This is a genomic window from Billgrantia saliphila (genome assembly GCF_002930105.1).
GTDB classification, from domain to species: Bacteria; Pseudomonadota; Gammaproteobacteria; order Pseudomonadales; family Halomonadaceae; genus Halomonas; species Halomonas saliphila.
The window spans coordinates 172,757-191,322 of record NZ_PJRN01000004.1; the positions used below are offsets into that span (position 1 = coordinate 172,757).

Annotated in this window: 10 protein-coding genes; 1 reads left to right on the forward strand and 9 read right to left on the reverse strand. The window is 60.3% G+C overall.

Annotated elements, in window-relative coordinates; genetic code table 11:
• Positions 1-2: 2 nt before the first annotated feature.
• Entirely contained in the window at positions 3-770 is a 768-nt protein-coding gene (locus CYJ07_RS06165; protein WP_197038265.1) for a tetratricopeptide repeat protein, read from the forward strand.
• Positions 771-819: 49 nt separating this feature from the next.
• On the opposite strand, the gene CYJ07_RS06170 is transcribed toward CYJ07_RS06165, so the two are convergent.
• The 9 genes from CYJ07_RS06170 to CYJ07_RS06210 form a co-directional block, all read right to left on the reverse strand.
• Positions 820-1,248 (reverse strand): hypothetical protein, encoded by a 429-nt coding sequence (locus CYJ07_RS06170; RefSeq protein WP_104202798.1) that lies wholly within the window; start codon positions 1,246-1,248, stop codon positions 820-822.
• Between the two features lie 17 nt (positions 1,249-1,265).
• Positions 1,266-2,603, reverse strand: a complete 1,338-nt coding sequence (locus CYJ07_RS06175) for a type II and III secretion system protein family protein (protein WP_104202799.1) — start codon at positions 2,601-2,603, stop codon at positions 1,266-1,268.
• Positions 2,604-2,646: 43 nt separating this feature from the next.
• Positions 2,647-4,848, reverse strand: a complete 2,202-nt coding sequence (gene sctV, locus CYJ07_RS06180; RefSeq protein WP_104202800.1) for a type III secretion system export apparatus subunit SctV — start codon at positions 4,846-4,848, stop codon at positions 2,647-2,649.
• Positions 4,845-5,177, reverse strand: a complete 333-nt coding sequence (locus tag CYJ07_RS06185) for a tetratricopeptide repeat protein (protein ID WP_104202801.1) — start codon at positions 5,175-5,177, stop codon at positions 4,845-4,847. The genes sctV and CYJ07_RS06185 overlap by 4 nt, the downstream gene beginning before the upstream one ends.
• On the reverse strand, positions 5,174-5,572 hold the full coding sequence (locus CYJ07_RS06190; RefSeq protein ID WP_104202802.1) for a hypothetical protein: 399 nt from the start codon (positions 5,570-5,572) through the stop codon (positions 5,174-5,176). The genes CYJ07_RS06185 and CYJ07_RS06190 overlap by 4 nt, the downstream gene beginning before the upstream one ends.
• Positions 5,573-5,609: 37 nt before the next feature.
• A complete protein-coding gene (locus CYJ07_RS06195) occupies positions 5,610-6,848 on the reverse strand; it encodes a SctD/MshK family protein (RefSeq protein WP_104202803.1) in 1,239 nt (412 codons plus the stop codon).
• A 131-nt stretch (positions 6,849-6,979) separates the two neighbouring features.
• A complete protein-coding gene (locus CYJ07_RS06200) occupies positions 6,980-7,177 on the reverse strand; it encodes a hypothetical protein (protein WP_104202804.1) in 198 nt (65 codons plus the stop codon).
• Between the two features lie 466 nt (positions 7,178-7,643).
• Entirely contained in the window at positions 7,644-9,212 is a 1,569-nt protein-coding gene (locus tag CYJ07_RS06205; protein WP_104202805.1) for an SAM-dependent methyltransferase, read from the reverse strand.
• A 30-nt stretch (positions 9,213-9,242) separates the two neighbouring features.
• Positions 9,243-18,506, reverse strand: a complete 9,264-nt coding sequence (locus tag CYJ07_RS06210) for a LysM peptidoglycan-binding domain-containing protein (RefSeq protein ID WP_197038266.1) — start codon at positions 18,504-18,506, stop codon at positions 9,243-9,245.
• Positions 18,507-18,566 lie beyond the last annotated feature (60 nt).

An 18,566-nucleotide genomic window follows, 5' to 3' on the forward strand; every position in this document is an offset into this window, starting at 1 on the left:
GAATGGCCGCTCTCCTGCTCTCCTGTCTGACACTCGGTGCCTGCTCGACCATCGGCAGCGGCCAGGCCGGGGAGGAAGCCCGCCTGCTCAGCCTGGCGGACGACATCGGCCAGCGCGGCGACCACGCCACGGCCGCCGCCATGTATGAAAGGGCGGCGGAGCTGTCCGCCGACGATCCGCAGATCCATGTGCGGCTCGGCAATGCCCGGCTCAACGCCGGCAACGCGGAGGCCGCCAAGGCCTCCTTCCGTACCGCCCTTACCCTCGATATCGAAAACACCGATGCCCTGCTGGGGCTGGGCACGGCCCAACTGCGCCTCGGCGAGGTCGAGAGTGCGGTACGCAACCTGCAGAAGGCGGCGCCGGAAATAGACACTCTGGCTGCCTGGAGCCGCCTGGGCGCCGCCCACGCCCTGATGGGCCAAGGCGAACCAGCGCAGCACGCCTTCTCCCAGGCGGCGGCACTCTCGCCGCATAGCCCCGATGCCCTTACCAACCTGGCGCTGGCACATTCGCTGACCGGAGAGGACGACGAGGCCATCGAGCTGATGCGTCGTGTCAGCGACTCACCGCTGGCCGAGGAACGCCACTTCCGCAATATGGTCCTGATATTGGTGCTGGCCCAGGAGCTGGAACAGGCCCACAGCGTCACCCTTCCGGAAATGTCTCCCAGCCAGCGCCAATCACTGATCGAGCAGGCTTCGCGCATCGGCGAGATCGCCGACCCCGCCACCCGGGCCCGTGCCATGGGCCTGGCCATGGCGCGATAAAGCACCTGGGGCCAGGTGTCTCGGGGAAGCAGTGGCTGCAGGTGCACGTTCACAAATCCCCCGTGGTGGCGCTGCGACTGGCAGAACCGCGCGCTTCCGACTCGAGCTGAATGCGACGGCTGTTGGCACGCTCACGATCTTCCAGGCGCTCACGGGCAGCCGCCGCTACCGGGGCGCCCCGTGCGGGCCCCATCTCGCGGCCGTGGAGCAGATCGCCGGGGCGCTCGACCATGGCCTGCAGGTTGAGGTCGTTGGCACAGCCGGGCGGCAGAGGGACGATGCCGGCCTGCCCGGGTGACACCCGACAGCTGTTGGGCGCAATGGCACGTCGCAGCGCCTCGGCATCGTTCCCCGCGGGCTCGTCCACCTGTCGATAGCCGGTTTCCCAGGAGCTCGGCCCCATCGACGAGACGCAGCCACTCAGCAGCAGCGCCAGGGGGAGAAGTCGACAGGATCGCCAGCCCGTGTGATAGCGCATACCCTCGTTCTCCTTGTTCATTGCAGGTGAAAGCCGAAGGGGTCGTCACTCGCGACCCGGTAGGCGCTGCTCGTGTCGAGCATCCCCTCGTCCCCGACGACCCGAGCATGGTCCATTGGCTGTCGCACCGACGACGGCGACGAGACGGGTTCGACGATGTAGGGGGTGATCAGGATCACCAGCTCGGTTTCGTTGCGCTGGAAGCGCCGCGAACGGAACAGATTGCCGAGAATCGGGACATCGCCCAGCACCGGGACACGCTCGATATTGTTGAAGGTGTCGCGCTGGAACAGGCCGGCGATGGCAAAGGTCTGTCCGCTGCCCACCTCCACCAGGGTATCGGCGCGCCGGACCTGCAGCCCCGGCACGCTGATGCCGCCGATCTCCACGCTGCTGCCGGTCAGACTGCTCACCTCGGGGCGCACCTGCAGCGAGATGCGGTCATTGGGCAGCAGTACCGGCGTGAACAGCAGCGAGACGCCGAACTGCTTGTACTCGATGCCGACCAGGTCGCGATTGACCGGCACCGGGATCGGGATCTCGCCACCGGCCAGGAAGCTGGCGGTTTCCCCGGTCACCGCGGTGATGTTGGGCTCGGCCAGGATCTGCAGTAGGCCGTTCTCCTGCAGTGCCTGCAGCAACCCATCGATGCTGTCACTACCGGCTCCCAGGGTGCCGAAGGACATGCCTGCCTGGGAGCCGGGCAGCACACCCAGCGACAGGGAACCGTTGTTGATCAACGCGCTCCAACTGACGCCGTACTGCAGCAATTCCTCGCGCGACACTTCAGCGAAGCGCACGCGCAAGTTGATCTGGGTGCTGCCCTGGTAAGTGGTGGCATCCAGCGCTCGCCCCTGTTCCGGCGTGTGGCTCTCGAGCGTCGACTGGATGGCGATGGCGCTGTCGACATCCGCGCTTTCACCCTCCGCCACCAGCTGGTTGCCGGCCATGCGCAGCACGATCGGCGCCCCGCCTCCCGCTCCTTGCAGGGCCTGGTTGACCGCCTGGGCGCCGTCACGCACCTGCAGGCGCATCGACGCTTGGGTACGCTCGTCCGCTCCCAATACGATCAGGTTGGTGTCGCCCTGTGCCTTGCCAAAGAGGTAGAGCACACCGGGAGAAACGACCTGTACGTCGGCGATATCGGGGTCGGCCACGAACACCGACTCGGCCGGTTCACCGAAGCGCAGGATGCGTCCCTGCCCGGTTTCCAGCGTAAGCCCCTGTTCCCCGCCACTATCGGCATTCTGGGCCTGCGCGGAAGCCACCAGCACGAGCCAGGACAGCAGCGTTGCCAGGCAGCGAAAGAGTACCGAGCCGAGGGAGAGAGGAAAAATCGAGGGTCTGGCTGCCATCGCAGTCACTGCTCCTTGACGGGAGGGTTGTCGTTCGAATTGCTCATTCCGCTTCACCCTTGGGCGCGTCGGCGGCTTCGCCATCGCCCCGCGAGTGCAATTGCGGCAACCTGACCTGGGCCAGCGACTGGAGGCTGAATTCCGGCGCCACCTCGGACCAGGCAATCACCGGCAGGTCCAGCTCGTGTCGTTTTACCCACTGCTGCAGCACCGGACGCACGTCGGCGGAAACCACCACTACCGGCGATACATCGTTGTCCAGCGCCTCCAGGCGCTGCTGAAACCAGCGGTTCAAGGCGCGCGACAGCGATGCCGGTACGCTGCCACTCCTGGCGGGGCCATCGGCACTGCGCTGCGTCGAGCGAATAGCCTCTTCGAGCTGACGAGTCACCACCCAGGCCGGCAATACCCGATCGGCCCGAGCGAAGCGATGACAGATCTGGCGCGACAGGGCGGCCCGAATCCGCTCAGTCAGCCGCGGCACGTTCGCTTCCTGGGGTCCCCAGGTCACCACCGCCTCGAGGATGGTGCGCAGCGCGCGCAGCGGAATACCCTCGTTCACCAGGCGGCGCAGTATGTCCGAAATCTTCTGCAGCGAAACCACGCGCACCGCCTCACCCACCAGCTCCGCATAGTCCTGCTCCATGCGCGACAACAGCGTCCGGGTCTCCTGAATACCGACGAACTCCCCGGCATAACGAGCCAGGGTGCGTTCCAGGCACAGGCACAGCACCTGGTCGTCCCGGCGATAGCCGATCCCGGCCTCATCCAGGCGCTCGACCTCCTGCACAGCCACCCAGCGCCCCGAGTGCCGACCCAACGGCGATGGATGCTCGACGGCCTCGACCTCCAGCAGCTCCAGATGCACAGGATCGTCGTCGAGCAGCACTCGCCCGGGGGGAAGCTCTCCCTGCATGATCGGGACTTCATCGAGTTCGATGGCGAAATGGGCGGTTTCCAGCGACGCATCGGCGCGCAGGCCGACGCTCGGCATCTCGATCCCCAGGCTCGCCCCGGCACGGCGACGCGCATCGTCGAGTTCCCAGCGCAGGGCATCGAGAGAGAGAGCCTCAGCCAGCGAGGTCGCCAGGCACAGCACCACACGATGCGATTCACCTGGCTCCGGCGCCGTGCCGGCGTCCGGCGCGGGCTCCTGGTCAGCCGGCGTTGCCGCCTCCCTGGCGGGGGCGGCGCTTGCCGGCATGGGCGCGGGGGACGACAGCTCCCCTCCGGTATCAACCTGCGCCAAGAGCCTGCGCTCCCGGCGACGTATCACGTAGGCCGCGAAGCCCAGCCCGGCCGCCAAGGTGAGGAAAACGCCGGGAGCGAACCCCGGGATGAAGGCAGCGAAGAGCAGGATGACGGCGGTCAGCCCCAGCGCCCGGGAACTCCTGCCGAGCTGGCCGACGATCTCGCTGCCCAGGTCACCGCTGTGGCCGGAGTTCGAGCTGACCCGCGTCACCACGGTACCGGCGCCGACGGCGATCAGCAGCGCCGGGATCTGGGCCACGAGTCCGTCGCCGACCGTCAGCAGCGAATAGGTATTCACCGCCTCGCCGAACGACATGCCCCGCTTGACCATGCCGATCGACAGGCCGCCGATCAGGTTGACGCAAAGGATCACCAGTCCGGCGATGGCATCGCCCTTGACGAACTTCATCGCACCGTCCATCGCCCCGTAGAGCTGGCTCTCCTGCTCCAGGCGCTGACGCCGGTTGCGCGCCTCTCCCTGCTCGATATCTCCGTTGCGCAGGTCGTTGTCGATGCTCATCTGCTTGCCCGGCATCGCATCAAGAATGAAGCGGGCAGCCACTTCCGCGACCCGCTCGGCCCCTTTGGTGATTACTAGGAACTGAGCCACGGTGATGATCAGAAACACCACCAGGCCAATCACCACTTCGCCGGCAATGACGAAATTACCGAACGCCGACACGATCTGCCCGGCATCGCCCTCGAGCAGGATCAGGCGCGTGGTGGTGATCGACAGCGCCAGGCGGAACAACGTGGCCAGCAGGATGATCGGCGGCAGTGAGGAGTACTCGACCGGGTGCGAGATGTAGAACGCCACGACGAGGATCAGCAGGCTGAAGCCGATGTTGATGCCGATCAGCGCATCCACCAGCGCCGTCGGCAGCGGGATGATCATCATGACCACTGCCAGCACGATGAACAGCGCGATAACCACGTCGCTGCGCTGAGCGGCCCGCTGGGCAACGAGGTTGAGCTTCGACAGGGCCACGCTCATGCCTCCCTCCGCTGCTGCAGGTAAACGCGGAAAAGACGTCGGGCCTCATCCTTCTGCCCAGCCGCCCACAGCACCCGGCTCTGCAGCAATATCAGCCCGGACGAGGCTCCCTGTAGACGCTCGAGGCGCTCGATCGCCTCGAGCGCCCTCGGCGTGTCGCCTACCGCGATGAAGGCCCGGGTCAGCGTGTGCAGGATGCCGGCATGATCGGGGGCGATATGCGCCGCGATCAGCAATAGCACCAGACCACGCTTCGTTTCGCCGCTCTTGAGATAAAGATGCCCCATCATGTGCATCAGCTCCGCCGCTCCCTGGTCACCATCCCTCATCGCTCGAACTCCTCGGCCTCGGCACGGCGTTCCGCCCACTCCAGGCGCTGCGCGATCTCCTCGTTGAGCAGTTGCGCTGCCATCTCGACGACCTCGGTCTGCGTGTCCATCTCGGGCAACACCGCATCGACCACGTGCTGCAGCAGCCCGATGCTGCGTTCATCGGCATAAAGCGAAGGATCGCCGGCAGCGGGCTGCGCCATGCGCTCGATTTGCTCACGCAGCGTGCCGCCCTCCTGGCGACGCGCCTGGCTGCCCTCCACCGCTCTGGCGAAATCGGCTTGTCGCTCCGGATCGACGGGCTTGCTGCCGCCGGCTTCGCCGACATGGGGCACCGTCCCTGCGCTGGTGCGAAGACGATGATCGTCATGAACACGATCGGCGGTAACTCTCATGGCGTCGCCTCCATGGCAAGATGCCGGCAGCGTTTCGCTACAGCGTCAGGGAGAATTCATCACTGCCACGGCGTACCGTGACGCGGTTGTCGGCGATCTCGGCCAGCACCCAGCCCTCCTGCAGGGCGGCACCGGGGTAGAGGCGTTCCCCCCGGGGGCCAACGACATAAGGATTCTCACCGAACCACACCGCCTGAAACTGCAGGGCTGGCGAATCGGTCGACAGCTGCGGACGGGCTTCGCTGATCAGCAACTGGCTACCGCCATAGTGCTGATCGAACCAGAGCTGCACGTCGCGCCACTCGTCATAGCGTTCGGGGGGGAACTCACCGTCGACGACCAGATGATTACCGGCATCTCGGACCTGCAGCCCCTCCAACCCGACCTCGGCGAGCCGCTGGACCAATGCCTCGCCGGGTGGCGTATCGACGACCATCAGCGAGCGGGCCGCCTCGGCTGCCTGTGGATGCAGCATGCCCGTGGAATGGAGCGCGCTGGCAGAGATGTTGGCCCCTGCCGTGCCGACGCCAACGAGCTGATAGATACCAACGATCGCCAGGGTCGTGCAGAGTGCCGTCACCGCGGCGCTGCGCCTGGCCAAAACATGCGCCGGACCCTGGCGCGCCTGAGCCAGGCGTTGGCGCCAGTGCGCCGGGATCGGCGCCCGACGCCATTGATGGGAGACGAAGCTTCCCAACGGTGCGAACCAGGCACCGAGGCGCTGACTCACCGGTGCCAGGGCTTGCCCAGTGCGTGACCACAACCACACCAGTCTGCCTAGAAGAGTCAATGCGATGGGTAGAGCGAAGCGCTGCAGGGCGGCTTGCAAAGGAGCAAGCCGACGATTCAGGGCTGCCCTTACTACGGGCACGCTTGCCTGCACACGACGTTGAAGCGTGCCCACCCCTCGCAGGGCGCTCTGCAGAGCTGGCGGAAGCAACAGCTCAGGGCGGGTAAGCGTGAGCTTCACTTCGCCAATGGCAAGGGTGACCGGTATAGGCGTACGCCAACCGGTACCTTGCGCCAGCGGTTTACCGTTGGCCTCGACAGCGCCACCGACCGCCTCGATGGCCACCATGCGCGCGTGAAAGCGCAGAATGACATGCTCACCGACAACGTCGGCATCGCTCAGTATTACGTCGCAGCGGGTCGCGGAGCCGATACGGCAGACCGGCTGCTCGAGCGGCACGGACACTCCCGCATGAAGGCCGCTCCTCACTTCCAGCGTGGAGAACACCTCGGTCGTCGGCATCAAGAACGAAGTCACGGAAGCCATGGACGCCACCTGTCATGAAATACCATCAAGCCCGAGCCCCCATCTCGAACATGACAGCAGCCAAGATACGCAGCCTGGATTGCGAAAGCCTGGACGGACGCTGGTGCCCGCCAGCGTCCGTCGTGGCAATGTCAGTTATTGGGACGTGCCGCCCTGGCCGTATCGACCTCGGTGTTTCCCTCGGTCTTGACCTTACTGACCTCCATCGATTTCTTGGCGGCTTGATCGAAGACGTCTTTTAGCTGCTGTACATCGATGCCACCGCCGCCGCCAGCACCTGAAACACCATCAGCAGCCTTTTTCTTTTCCTTGATCTTGAAGATCGCCATGCCATGTCTCCTTTTTAGGATGGAAAATCTGAGTAGCGGCTACCTACTCCCCAACTCGTATCAGCGCGCCGAGGAAGAAGAACTGGATCGAATGGGTTACCGCTCCACCAAATCATAGACAAACGAACAGCTAGTGCAATGCAAGAAAGGAGAAAAAAACGACTTAAAACCACTTATCACGAAACTCAATAAAAACATATAAAGCATGTCGAGAAATACAATAACGCCCCGCAATGAATTGTTAAAAACCCCTCTCAAGCACATAAAAGCTACAGTTTAATTAAGCTTTTCACACGCCATAAAATAAATAATTTTCTTTAATCCATACCACTGAATTCAGAAAAAATCAGGCGCACAGAAAATAACTCTGAGAAAGTGCAGAAATTCGATAAAAACCCTAGTAGCGCCACCCTATCCCATGGTGGCGAAGTGCCAACCGTGCCTCCTGCGAACAGCGGCCTCTCTGCTATTGCTTAGTCTCACCAAGCAGGCAACCCTGAACACAGGGTCCACAGCAGGTGACCGACTCGCCACGATCCAAGTGATTCTTCATCTCGGGCGCTGAGAGACAAGTAATTACGATATATGTGTCATGAGCAGCACGCACCCTAAGGCCATCGGGCCAGAGGATGCGACCATCCCTTCCGATGCACCCACTACAGATTACTTTGCCCCGGCGGAACGAAGACAAATTGATATCCATGTTGGGAAGCTGCATGAAATGAACGTAGTAGCCAGCCGGAAATTTTCCTCGCCGCGATATGTCGTTCAACGCCGGGATATCGCCAAGGCGATAGACGTGAGCACTTTCTTTATGCCGAACTGGTGGCATCCTAGAAAGAGGGTCTTTCCGGCTGGCTCTTTTGTCAGGGCCTGAAAGCTGGCGAGTTTTTCTCTGAACCAAGGCAAAGAAATTGGAATAATCTTTTCCTAACAGTCTCAAGCCCCTATTCCGCCTAATGGAATCTTTCTCTCTACGCAGGCTTTCCCTCAATCCATACGCTTCCAGAAATGCAGGCTGGGCATATACCCCCTGAGGAGCTTTAGCGGTAGCTATGGGTTCCAGCCCTTCACCAGATCCGATCTTGGCAAGGATGATTGGGTCAACATGCGAAGTCATGTCGACCGCACCGGGATATTGGTAGCCTATGTTCAAAGGATACTGCTCCCAGTCAAAGACGGTGTAGGGGGCTTTCCTGATGGCGCCCGGCTCTCCGTAGTCGAAAGTCAGCACATAGCCCTCATCGAGAGCCATTCCTAGCTCGCGCATCCAATGCATGGCCCTGACATTGACCGTCAACCGCTCGCCCTCTGGCTGTGCAGCGATCGGGAACACCTTGTTCAGGTCCATGAGCACGGCGGCGAGAGCCGCACTCGGCGATCGCTCCTCTTCGCTGAAGTTCCCATGCGAATCGAGGGTGACGTAAATTTCCTTGAGCTCCCCACGCCGAATCACGGCACGGTGCACCGGAAAGGCATCAGGGAGTTCGTTGGAGAGAAACACGCCTCGGACCCTCCGCAACGGCAAACTGTCTGCGCCTGCGTGGAGCCAGCGAACCCGTGGCCGCTCCGCCAGGATGCCCTGTTGACGCACAATCAAGGCCCGGCTGCGCTCGACAATCGTATAGCGAAGTGCGTCATGAAGCTCGATATGCTCGACCTGCAAGGTTTCGATGATATCGCGAGCCAGCGTCCCATTACCCGCCCCCATCTCGACCACATCGAAGCGCCGGGGACGGCCCATCGCCGTATGCATATCGACCAGCGCTTTCGCAAGCGTACGGCCAAAGTAACGGCTTCGCTCCGGTGCCGTGACAAAATCGTCGTCCCTCGCATTGCCGATCGAGACGACTCCCGAATTGTAATATCCCCCTTCACCATCGAGCCCATAGAGAGAGCGGTCCATGAACTCGGCAAAGGAAATCCCCCCCTTCGCCCTGACATACTCGATCAACACACCGACAAAGCGAGGATCGAGCCGTAACCCCAGTGCCGGATATGGATTCGCTTCACTCTTGGCAATAGCAGAATGCATCAACTGGGCTTCCCGTCGTTCTCGATAGCGCTAAGCCATCTCCCGCTTTGGTAGATAAACCCGGTCTCCTGGCTGCAGGGCGCTGGGATCACCAATATGGCCGAGGTTAAGCTCCACCACTTCCGCGACATCGTGTCCCCGGCTGATGGCGATGCTTCCCAGCGACAGGTGTGACTCGACCTCGACCCAGTCATGCCCCTGCCCCTCGAGAGCCGGGTTGGTGCGCCTGTTCTCTGCTACAGCGTAAGTGTACTGTCGCGTCGAAGCAGGTGTCGGGGATGGAGAGGAATCTGGTGATGGCGTAGATTCCAGCGATGGTGAAGACTCCGCCGATGACGAAGGCTCCGGCGACGGAAAGAATTCCGGCGATGGAGAAGAGTCCGGCGACGGTGAGGGAGGTTGAGTTTCGGCAGGCTCCTGCTCGGGCTCTTGTTCCTCTTCCTCGACCGGCTCCTCAGTCTCCAGTCGCTGACTACGTAGCCAGCTTTCGATGGCGGCGGGGATTGCCATACTTAAAAACAGAGTACTACCGACGCCTCTCCATATTTTTTGTTCATCGTTCGCCACCCATAAAGGGGCTGTATCTTCCGTATGAAGTCTGCCGCGCCAGTCAGTTCGGTTCCCCTCCGCTAGCCAATCGAATCCATGCATGTGAAAGTTCAATGGCTTGAACTTCAATCCATAGATGTACGCAAGAAAGCTGGCCTGCATGGCAGTGGCCGCTGCCAGAGTGCTTCCTAGCAGGATCGAACCATCCTGAGAAAAAAATTGATTAAGAGACTCCCCCATGGTAAGGGCGGACAGTCCTGTAACAGGGAGGCCAGCTAAATGCTGTGCAAGCCAAGTCCTGCCTTTTGGACTTAACCAGGCTCTGTCAGGATCGCGATTCAGGGAGAGCCAGCTTCTTTCTGGTGCAAAAACAGCCTTGCTATTGGGCCACTTTGATGCAATGACATCGCGCCACACGTTACGCATGGCGATGGAGTCATCGCGAAGGCCTTTCAAGCCATAATAGCCCAAAAAAACTTGGGGGATAGTCGCGCTAGCATAGGACAATGCAAGCCAATGATTACCACTGGCGAGGGCATTGGCTGCCATCACGGCAGTAGCACTACCGGCCCAGGACGGAGTCAGAATGCCGTAGAAATAAGAACCATTGGTCGTAGCGCTCTGAATCCACGCCTTTCGCAGGGGACTCGACGTTGGATCAATGTTGCGTAGGCCAGCCCCCAGCTTGGCCGCCGCACTCATACCTAGCGTCAAGTTGGCAATCATGAAGCCTGCAAGCCCGGCATTGTCGGCGACCATCAACCACGGCGAATCATTCGAAAAGAGATGGGGGAAAACGCCCCCGCTAGTAAGAAACTGCCAGGATACGGCGACATTCAGCAGATGGGTCAGTGATATTCCACCCAGGAATGCACGCCCCGCCCCCAGGCGAGGATCGAGTGCTTTCAAAAACAGCGCCTCCTCCCCCACTGCTTCCTTGAGACGTTTTTGATATTCATTGGCTGCCTCCCGAATGGCAAATGCTTGCTCGGATTGAGTCCAGCCCTGTTGAGCCGAGCCTTCCTGGGTCGGAAGATTTTTCAGCAGTTGATAGCCAAGCCAGAATTCTTCGGTCGCATTGCTGGCTGCCAACAAACTATCATTGTTTAGGTTAAAGGCTTTCCTGGCCGCGTAAATACGGCTTACCCCCCAGTTCAGCAACTCCCCAGTAATACTTTCTCCCGTTTCGATTCTTTCTCTCTTTGAATCAAACTTAAGCTTATAGCTGGAATCACTGAAGATCCCCAGACCGCGAGTCGCAGCCGCCACACTGGAAATCACCATGGCAGGGGCCAGTACATCCAGGCGATTCAAAGGCTCGGCGACCAAAGGTACATGCCGATGCAGTTCGGCCGCCCCCAGGAACAGGCCGGCCGAAATACCGGCGGCCCAGCTCCCTTGCCGCTCTGATGGGGACATGGAGGAAACTAACCGAGACAACCAGCCTAGTGGCTTGGGTTCACTCAGAGTATTCGCCTCCCGGACTTGAGGTGTTGTTCCCTTAGGCGATAAGGGGTCACGCACCATCTGTACCCGGACGTTTTGCGGATCAATCTCAGACAAGATACTACGGGCATCAGGGCTTAATGCTCTCAACAGTGCACCGTGAATATTATCGTCGAGGGGGATGCTGTTCAGTATCTCTGCACTGCTTTTCTTTGCCGCCAGGTTGTATGCCGACAGCCTGGATGCCTGCAGGACGAAGAGCTCGCTGCTGGATCTCCCTAGCACTGGGCGCGTATCAATATTCTTTCTATTTCCATTGTCTATCCCGTGAACCAACACGACCTTTGCGTTTCCTGAGCCATCCCTGACCAAGGAAATCGTACCTTGGCGCGCAGCGTTCTCCAATGCCGTCGGTGTCGCATGCTGCTGCAACAACGAGGTGCTGATCCGATCGAGTTGAGGCCTCAGGAGAGCATCCCACTGGGAATGCGTGAATGCCCCTTGTTGGCTGTCGCTCATCGCTCCGATCTGATCGGCCGTCAATATCCGAATCCGCCCCCCTAGCGCTCGGATCTGGTCATCGGTCAATGACTGAATGTGGCTATCGGTCAATGACTCAAGTTGAGCATCGTTTAACGCCCCAACCTGATCTTCCGTCAGATGCGGCACCTGTTCAGGCCTTAGCATTCCGGACAGCTTGTCCACCTGTGCCAGATGGGAGGGGGGAATGAACACAATAGCCTCCCCTGGTAATTTCCCGATGTCGAGAGTCGTTGCCTCTGGCCTCGTGGGAACATTCCAGCCACTGGCACGATCACTGTCATACTCGGCAATATATAACCGCCCCTGGTCATGCCTGAAACGGTCTCGTATGGCACCCGCCGACAACTCGGATACGACAATGTAAACATCCTCGTTATACTTTACATCCTTCGCATGAGAACTTCCGTCACTTTTTACACTCTCGATCCGAATCACTGCCTGATTTTCGTTGTTAGTAGTGACGGCAATATTCTCTACTGACCCAGTACGGCGGGCTGGCCAGACAATTTCCCCATCGCCTTGTATTGTTCCGCTCAACGGTATCGTTCCATCGGTCAAGACAAATTCACCAGGCTTTCTCTGAGAGCGAATAATGTGGACATGATATCCTGCTGGCAACTCCCCATTGGTGATTGCTCGGCTTATCGCCTCGATGTGATTCTGGCGCGCATGCCCAGGATGATAAAGCCACGCACGACCCTCAGTTGAAGGAATCGCTTGACTGGTGTGCGATTTCGTCGAGTTCGGTGAGCCCCCCAGCCACGGAATTAGAAGATCGAAGCGCACAGCCCCCTCATCCCCTAGCCGGGAGTTCTGCTGGACTAAATACCAAACGAAATCCCGGAACTTTGTGAGAGTATTACCCTTTGTACTAGTGTCAGGGATGTTCTGGTAAGCGGCCGATACTTCCTCCCCTGGAAATGAGCGTGTTGTCAATGGGAGCAATGCCCGCTGTTCGCTGGGCAGCCTCTCCAGTTGCCAGGAGCGTAGCGCATCTCCTTGGTCTTCGGTCAGCTTGCTCAGCTGCCTTGTCGACAGCGAGGCGAATTTCTCCGGCGCTAGCTTGCCAAGCACTTGAGGATCCAGCGCTGCAACTTGTTCGGGTGTGAACGCTGCGAGCTGATCATTCGACAAAGCGTTCAGTTGTGAGGCACGAACAGTCCTCATCTGTGCAAGACTAAAACGTGCCAGTTGGAAAAATGAAAAATCTGAAAATTGCGTCGACGTCAACCGAGCCACACTCTGTGGATCGGTCGACGCGACTGCCAATTCTTGGCGAGAGATCCGCGGGAAGGCAGCTTCTGGCATATGGCCAGGGAAAGGGCCAGCCAGACTATCGGGAACATGAGGGGGATGGTTGGCCGTGGTAGGCGTAGGGGACTCCCCTCCTAAGCTGGCCTGCAACGCTGCGGTATCGATGGCCTCCGAGCCGGCACGCATGTGTGCCGTCGGGTAGAGCCTCGTCGTCGTGGAAAACTCCCCGGACGTACTCCAAGGGGTAGAAGTGCGGTTGAGTTCCGGTAAGGCGGGGGGCGCTTGCTCCCTCGCCCCCCTCTGATTCGGCCACGAGGCCCGCAACCCCCGGTAACCCATCCCGGTACCATAGATGCCGCTGGCAACGCCTAGCCAAGCGTCGGTTCGCTCAAGGCTCGACATCTCGCCCCCGTGCGCCGCGATGTTATAAACGGAGTAGCCCAATAGCGGCGTACCTATCCCCATGGCACCGACATCCGACCAGCGGGCCGCCGCGAAGACCCCACCCGGCTGGGAGAGCATCTGCGATGCCTGGCGATACTCCAAACTATAATTAGCGTGCCTTGGGTTCAGTCTGTTGGCATTGAACGCGCCAATGCTGGTACGTGCCGCCACCGTTCCCTCGACTCCGCGCGCCGTCATTCCGGCGAGACGTAGACCGCTCGATGCCATCGGCAGCACAGACGTCGCCAGCATGGCGCCTTGCATCAGGCCTTCCGTGCTGGCCCAGGACCGGCCATGCCGTTGCATGTTGGCGAGGTTGCCGACACTGCGCGCAGCAAAGTAGGCACCGCCCGCAACGGCTAGCGGTGCAGCGACCGGTGCCAAGACCGGAATGAAGGAAGCAAGGGTGGCAATGCTGGTACCGATGCCAATCACCGGGTCGAGCCACTCTTCGGTAAAGCTCTTCTCACGAGCCTGCTCCCACTCGTACTGAATGTCGCCGCTGATATTAGCGATCTCGGCGAAGTTCTCCGGTACATAGACCTGGCCATTCTCGGACAGATAATTGTTGTACTGGAAGTCCGCAAAGTTTCGATAGCGGCTGCCGCTGTCGTCGATGAGCCAGGGATGGGTATCGTCTTCGCTCATACGGAACAGGGCTGTGTCGTAAGTGGAGCCACTCTCCTGATAGAGAATCGGGATGATCTCAACCTCGTCTCCCTTATCGCCAAGCTCACGGATTTGGTCGGCCACCGGGTCGATCAGCTCGGCGTCGTCCGTCCCGAGCACCGCGCTCAGATTTGCGTCCAGCTCCTCGTCGATGGTGATGACACGCTCCTCCGGCAGGTCGTCCAACCCCGCCTCGACACGCGCCTCATCGGCCTCCTGATCCCTGAATGCCGTAGCAATCGCCGGCCAGTTGTCCGGATCGAGGCGATGCGCCTCCTCCTGTCCCAGCAGGTGCGCGTTGAACCGACTGGCCCTCTCGATGTTTAGTCGGTGGTCAGCGTTCTCATCCAAGGCCTCTAGGAGAGCCTTTGCCTTATCTTCCAGGAGGTCCAGTTCATCGGCTAGATCCAACTCCGGATGCTGTTCCTTCCACTCTTCCGGCGCCTTCTCCATGAATGAAACACCGGCCCGTATGATGCCCAGCTGAGTGAGGATACGCGCCTCGCGACTGTCGGAGAGGTGTTGCTGGGCCTCAAGATACCCTCCCTCCAGTTCGAGGTAGTCATTCTCCCACTGCCAGGATTCTGCGGGCCCAGGCCCTTCCTGTGCTGGCCCGGCCGAGGTCCCGCCGTCGAGCAGTTGCCAGGTCGACGGCTGGGAAGCACGATAGGCTTCCATTCGTGCGTGCCACTCACCCGCCTTGAGAGAGTCACGTTGCCTCTCAAGCAACACCAACTCCTCCTGCGCCGCCGCCACTTCGGGATGCACCCAGCGCATCCCCTCTCCCATCTCTTCATCAATGATCGGCACCAGCACCGGATCCACGTCATCGGGCAGGGAGCCGGTGAGCTTCTCCGTCCCGCCGAGGCCATACTCCTCGACGGTATCGTCATAGGATGTCTGAGCCTCCTCTACGGCCGTCCTGGCCTCCTCCAGGCTGCCTTCGACGATCCAGTCCGCCCACTGCCGATCGAGCTGCTGCTCTGCCTCGGTACGCTCCATCCACTCCGGAGCTTCATCGGGGGTATAGGTCAGTTCATCTTCCAGTGTGTAGTTTTCATAGACGATAGTCAGATGTAGCTGGCCGTCCTCAACAGTGACAGTGACGTCGTTCTCACTGAACCTCCCAGCAGACTGCATGCGACCCTCTCCCCGATGGTCGCGGCTCGCATCATAGTAGCGGTAGTTATCGCCGAAGCGTTCCGGGTGCTGTTCCCGATAGGCCTCGAGTGCAGCCTCCTCAAGACGCGAATATTCCGCGAGCCGCTCCTCGGCGTCGTTCAATACTTCATGGGCCGCGGCCACCTCCGGATGCACGTACCAGGTCTCACCGTCTCGCTCGATCGGTACAGTATCCTCATCGTCAGACACCAGCGAGCCTTCCCCGAGCCGTTCCTCAGCGTCGTCGAGGGTCTGCTGAGCATTGGCAATCTCACCATTCTCGCCCTCGAGACTCTCGCGCTGTTCAGCGAACTGCTCGGCACGCATCTCCTGATAGTCTTCCTTCGCCTCGTTATAGCGCTCCGTAACATCGATCAAGCCGTCTGCCGAGGCATCCCGCTCCCTTTTCCAGTGCGCCCAGTTCCCATCGACCTGTTGCTGCGCGTCAGTACGACCGGACTCCCCAGGGGCATGGGTCAGTTGGATCTCAACCTCCTCGGAGGCATAGGTATTCACCAAGTAGAGTTGCCCATCACGCTCGATGACGTTCTGCGTCATTAACTCCCCAGTATGCCTGTCCCGAGTGCTCCGCCCCCCTCGCCCCCGGGACGTTACTTCATACTCGTATCCCCCTTCCTCGAAATAGTGCGGGTTCTCTTCACGTTCGGCAGCGAGCGCGTCTTGCTTGATATCGGCCAACTTGAGGGAGTCGCCCCCACTCATCAGCTCATCCCACTCACGGTCGAGCCCACGCGCCAGATCAGGGCGCTCCCTTGGCGCGTCGCCCGGGGCGTAAGTGAGAGGGACTTCAACCTCCTCGTCCATGTTCTCGTAGGTGTTGACCAAATAAAGCTGGCCGTCCCGCTCGATAATCTCCTGGTTCTCCAGCTCGCCCGTATGTTCCGTCTTCGAACCGGCCCGGCCGCGGCTCACGGTATATTCGTAACCATCCTCATCGAAATACCGTGAAAACTCCTCGTCTTCTTCATAGAGCGTGACGAGGCGTTCCTCGATATCCTCCGCCTCCCCTTGCAGTTCCTGCCACTCGCGCTCCGCATCGAGGTACTCGATCCAGGTAGTGATCTCCTCCAGCCGTTCTTGTGCCTCTTTCAGGGAGCTATCCGGATCCGGCAGCTCCCAGTAGACACCATGAGCCTCACCCGCGGCGTTGAGGCGTTCAAGGGCATTGTTCCAGGCGTTCTCGTACTCCGGGTCCAGGGCGTAGACATCCAGCTCCGCTTGTCTTTGCAGGACGCTGGTCATTGCTTCGTCACGGGCACGACGTGCCGCCTCCTCTGCCTCGACCGCCTCGACGAGCTCGGCATCAACCCAAACCCATACCCCGTTGCGCCGCACAGCTTCCCACTCCCCACCGGAAGGCGCCGCCTCGTCCGGTGGCGTACCGGGATTATCGCCGGCCGCATCGGAGGCGGGCTTGATAGTGTCCTCCGCATCGCCCTCTTCCCCGAGGATCTCCTCGATAGCGTCCTGTGTCGCTTTCTCCAGCCCCTCCAGCTCCTCTTCCAGTTCCTCGATGCGGGCCAGCTCCTCGCTTCCCAGAAGGATACTTTCGAGAATCCCCTGTAGGGCCTGTTCCTCGTCCGTGTCGCCGTCCAGCCCCATCAGCAGTTCGGTAAGTGACTCCTCATGCGTTGCGGGTTCGATGTCGATTTCGAGGCCATCCTCGTCACGCCGCAGTGTCTTACTCCCATCCGGCGAGGTGGTCAGCGTATAACCATTGTCAGTTACTTCGACCGTCGTCTGCGTGGCACCCTCAATGACCACCGTTTCGCCTACGTGGATAACATTAGGGTCGCGAGGCGAATCGAAGAGTTCGGGGTTACTCTCCCCGAGTTCCTCCAGCGTCACACCGTGGCGTTCGGCAATGGCGATCAGATAGTCGCCATCCTGAACTTCATACTCGCTGGCCTCTCCATCGTTCTCCACTACCGTGGTCGTCTTGGTTTCACGTCCATCGGGTTCAATTACGATTTCAACTATCGTGCCATTGCCATATTCGGTCCGGCGAGTCTCGTTGCCCTCGGCGTCGATATAGATCGAAGAGCTTCCGATGCCTCGCCCGGAGCTGTAACTCGCGATCACCTCCTCGCCATCTTCTGCATCGACGATCCTGGTAGTGTACTGCTCCCCGCCATTGGTCAGCTCATCGGTCTCAAACTCGACTTCATAGCCAGCCGCAGCGAGCTGGGCAATCACCTGTTCGCGAGTGAGCTCCCGTTCCTCGGCTATCTGGTCGATGCTCTTGCCCTCGGAGACGTCTTCGGCGATATCATCGATGCCCTCACGAGTCGTCTCCTGCTCAGGATCCAGCGTCGTCTGGGTGCCATCTTCGGCCACCACTACCGTCTCGCTGTTGCCGTCGCTATCGGTGGTCGTGATCGTTACGACATCGCTGCCGGGCAGTTCGGTTATCTCGACGACGCTGCCATCGCCCAAGTCGTCTTCGAGGCGCGTCGTCCTTTCGCCGCTCTCTTCGTCCTCACTGACGGTGAACTTGCGCCCCTCATCGTCCCGGAGAGGTGATTGGCTCAGCGTTTCGCCATCTTCGCCCGTCACCTCGACCCAATATCGATCGGTGTCGTGATCGTAGTATTCGTGGATGGTTTCGCCTGTCTCGGGGTCGGTGATCGTCGTCCGGGTAACGTTGTCGCCGGCAAGCCCCCACTCGGATGACTCCACCTCGTAGCCACCCGCTTCGAGCTGCTCGATAACCTCCTCTCTGTTCATCTCGGAGTCATGGAAAAGATTGAGCCCTTTCCCCTCGGTAATTTCCTCGGCGAGGTCTTCTGCCTGCTCGACCGCCTCCTCGTCGATGACAGGCTCTTGCTCGGATGCGTTATCGACAGGGAGGAAAACGTCGTTCTGGTCCAGAGGATCGAAGTACAGCGGATCGAAACTCGAGGAATCGAAATTGTCCGGTACCGCAGGACCATAAACAGGAGGTTCTGAGTTGAGCTCCAATTGCTGCAGATATTCCGGCGAGTAGACGCCGTAGCCCTCCATGGGAGTGTGGCTGGTGTTGATCGGCTGGAACGGCGTTCCCCCAGTCAGTTGAGGTGTCGCTGGGGTCACGGTCTGTTGCGGCGTGAACGCCGGGGGGCTAGGAGGGCGCGGCTTGGCGGACGCCACCAACAGCGCCATGGAGAAAGTCGAATCGCTGCCAGATGAAATTCTGGCGGCAAGCCGCCATACGCTACTCAGCCTCATCACTGTTCTCTCCTCCATGACGAGGACACATGACGTGGGTCATTGCCTGTTTTAGTTGTT

Excerpts from the sequence above, each read along its gene's own strand:
- CYJ07_RS06175 (WP_104202799.1), bottom strand. The coding sequence starts at position 2,603 with ATGGCAGCCAGACCCTCGATTTTTCCTCTCTCCCTCGGCTCGGTACTC.
- CYJ07_RS06210 (WP_197038266.1), bottom strand. The coding sequence starts at position 18,506 with ATGAGGCTGAGTAGCGTATGGCGGCTTGCCGCCAGAATTTCATCTGGC.
- CYJ07_RS06190 (WP_104202802.1), bottom strand. The coding sequence starts at position 5,572 with ATGAGAGTTACCGCCGATCGTGTTCATGACGATCATCGTCTTCGCACC.
- CYJ07_RS06195 (WP_104202803.1), bottom strand. The coding sequence starts at position 6,848 with ATGGCTTCCGTGACTTCGTTCTTGATGCCGACGACCGAGGTGTTCTCC.
- CYJ07_RS06185 (WP_104202801.1), bottom strand. The coding sequence starts at position 5,177 with ATGAGGGATGGTGACCAGGGAGCGGCGGAGCTGATGCACATGATGGGG.
- CYJ07_RS06200 (WP_104202804.1), bottom strand. The coding sequence starts at position 7,177 with ATGGCGATCTTCAAGATCAAGGAAAAGAAAAAGGCTGCTGATGGTGTT.
- CYJ07_RS06170 (WP_104202798.1), bottom strand. The coding sequence starts at position 1,248 with ATGCGCTATCACACGGGCTGGCGATCCTGTCGACTTCTCCCCCTGGCG.
- CYJ07_RS06205 (WP_104202805.1), bottom strand. The coding sequence starts at position 9,212 with ATGCATTCTGCTATTGCCAAGAGTGAAGCGAATCCATATCCGGCACTG.
- CYJ07_RS06165 (WP_197038265.1), top strand. The coding sequence starts at position 3 with ATGGCCGCTCTCCTGCTCTCCTGTCTGACACTCGGTGCCTGCTCGACC.
- sctV (WP_104202800.1), bottom strand. The coding sequence starts at position 4,848 with ATGAGCGTGGCCCTGTCGAAGCTCAACCTCGTTGCCCAGCGGGCCGCT.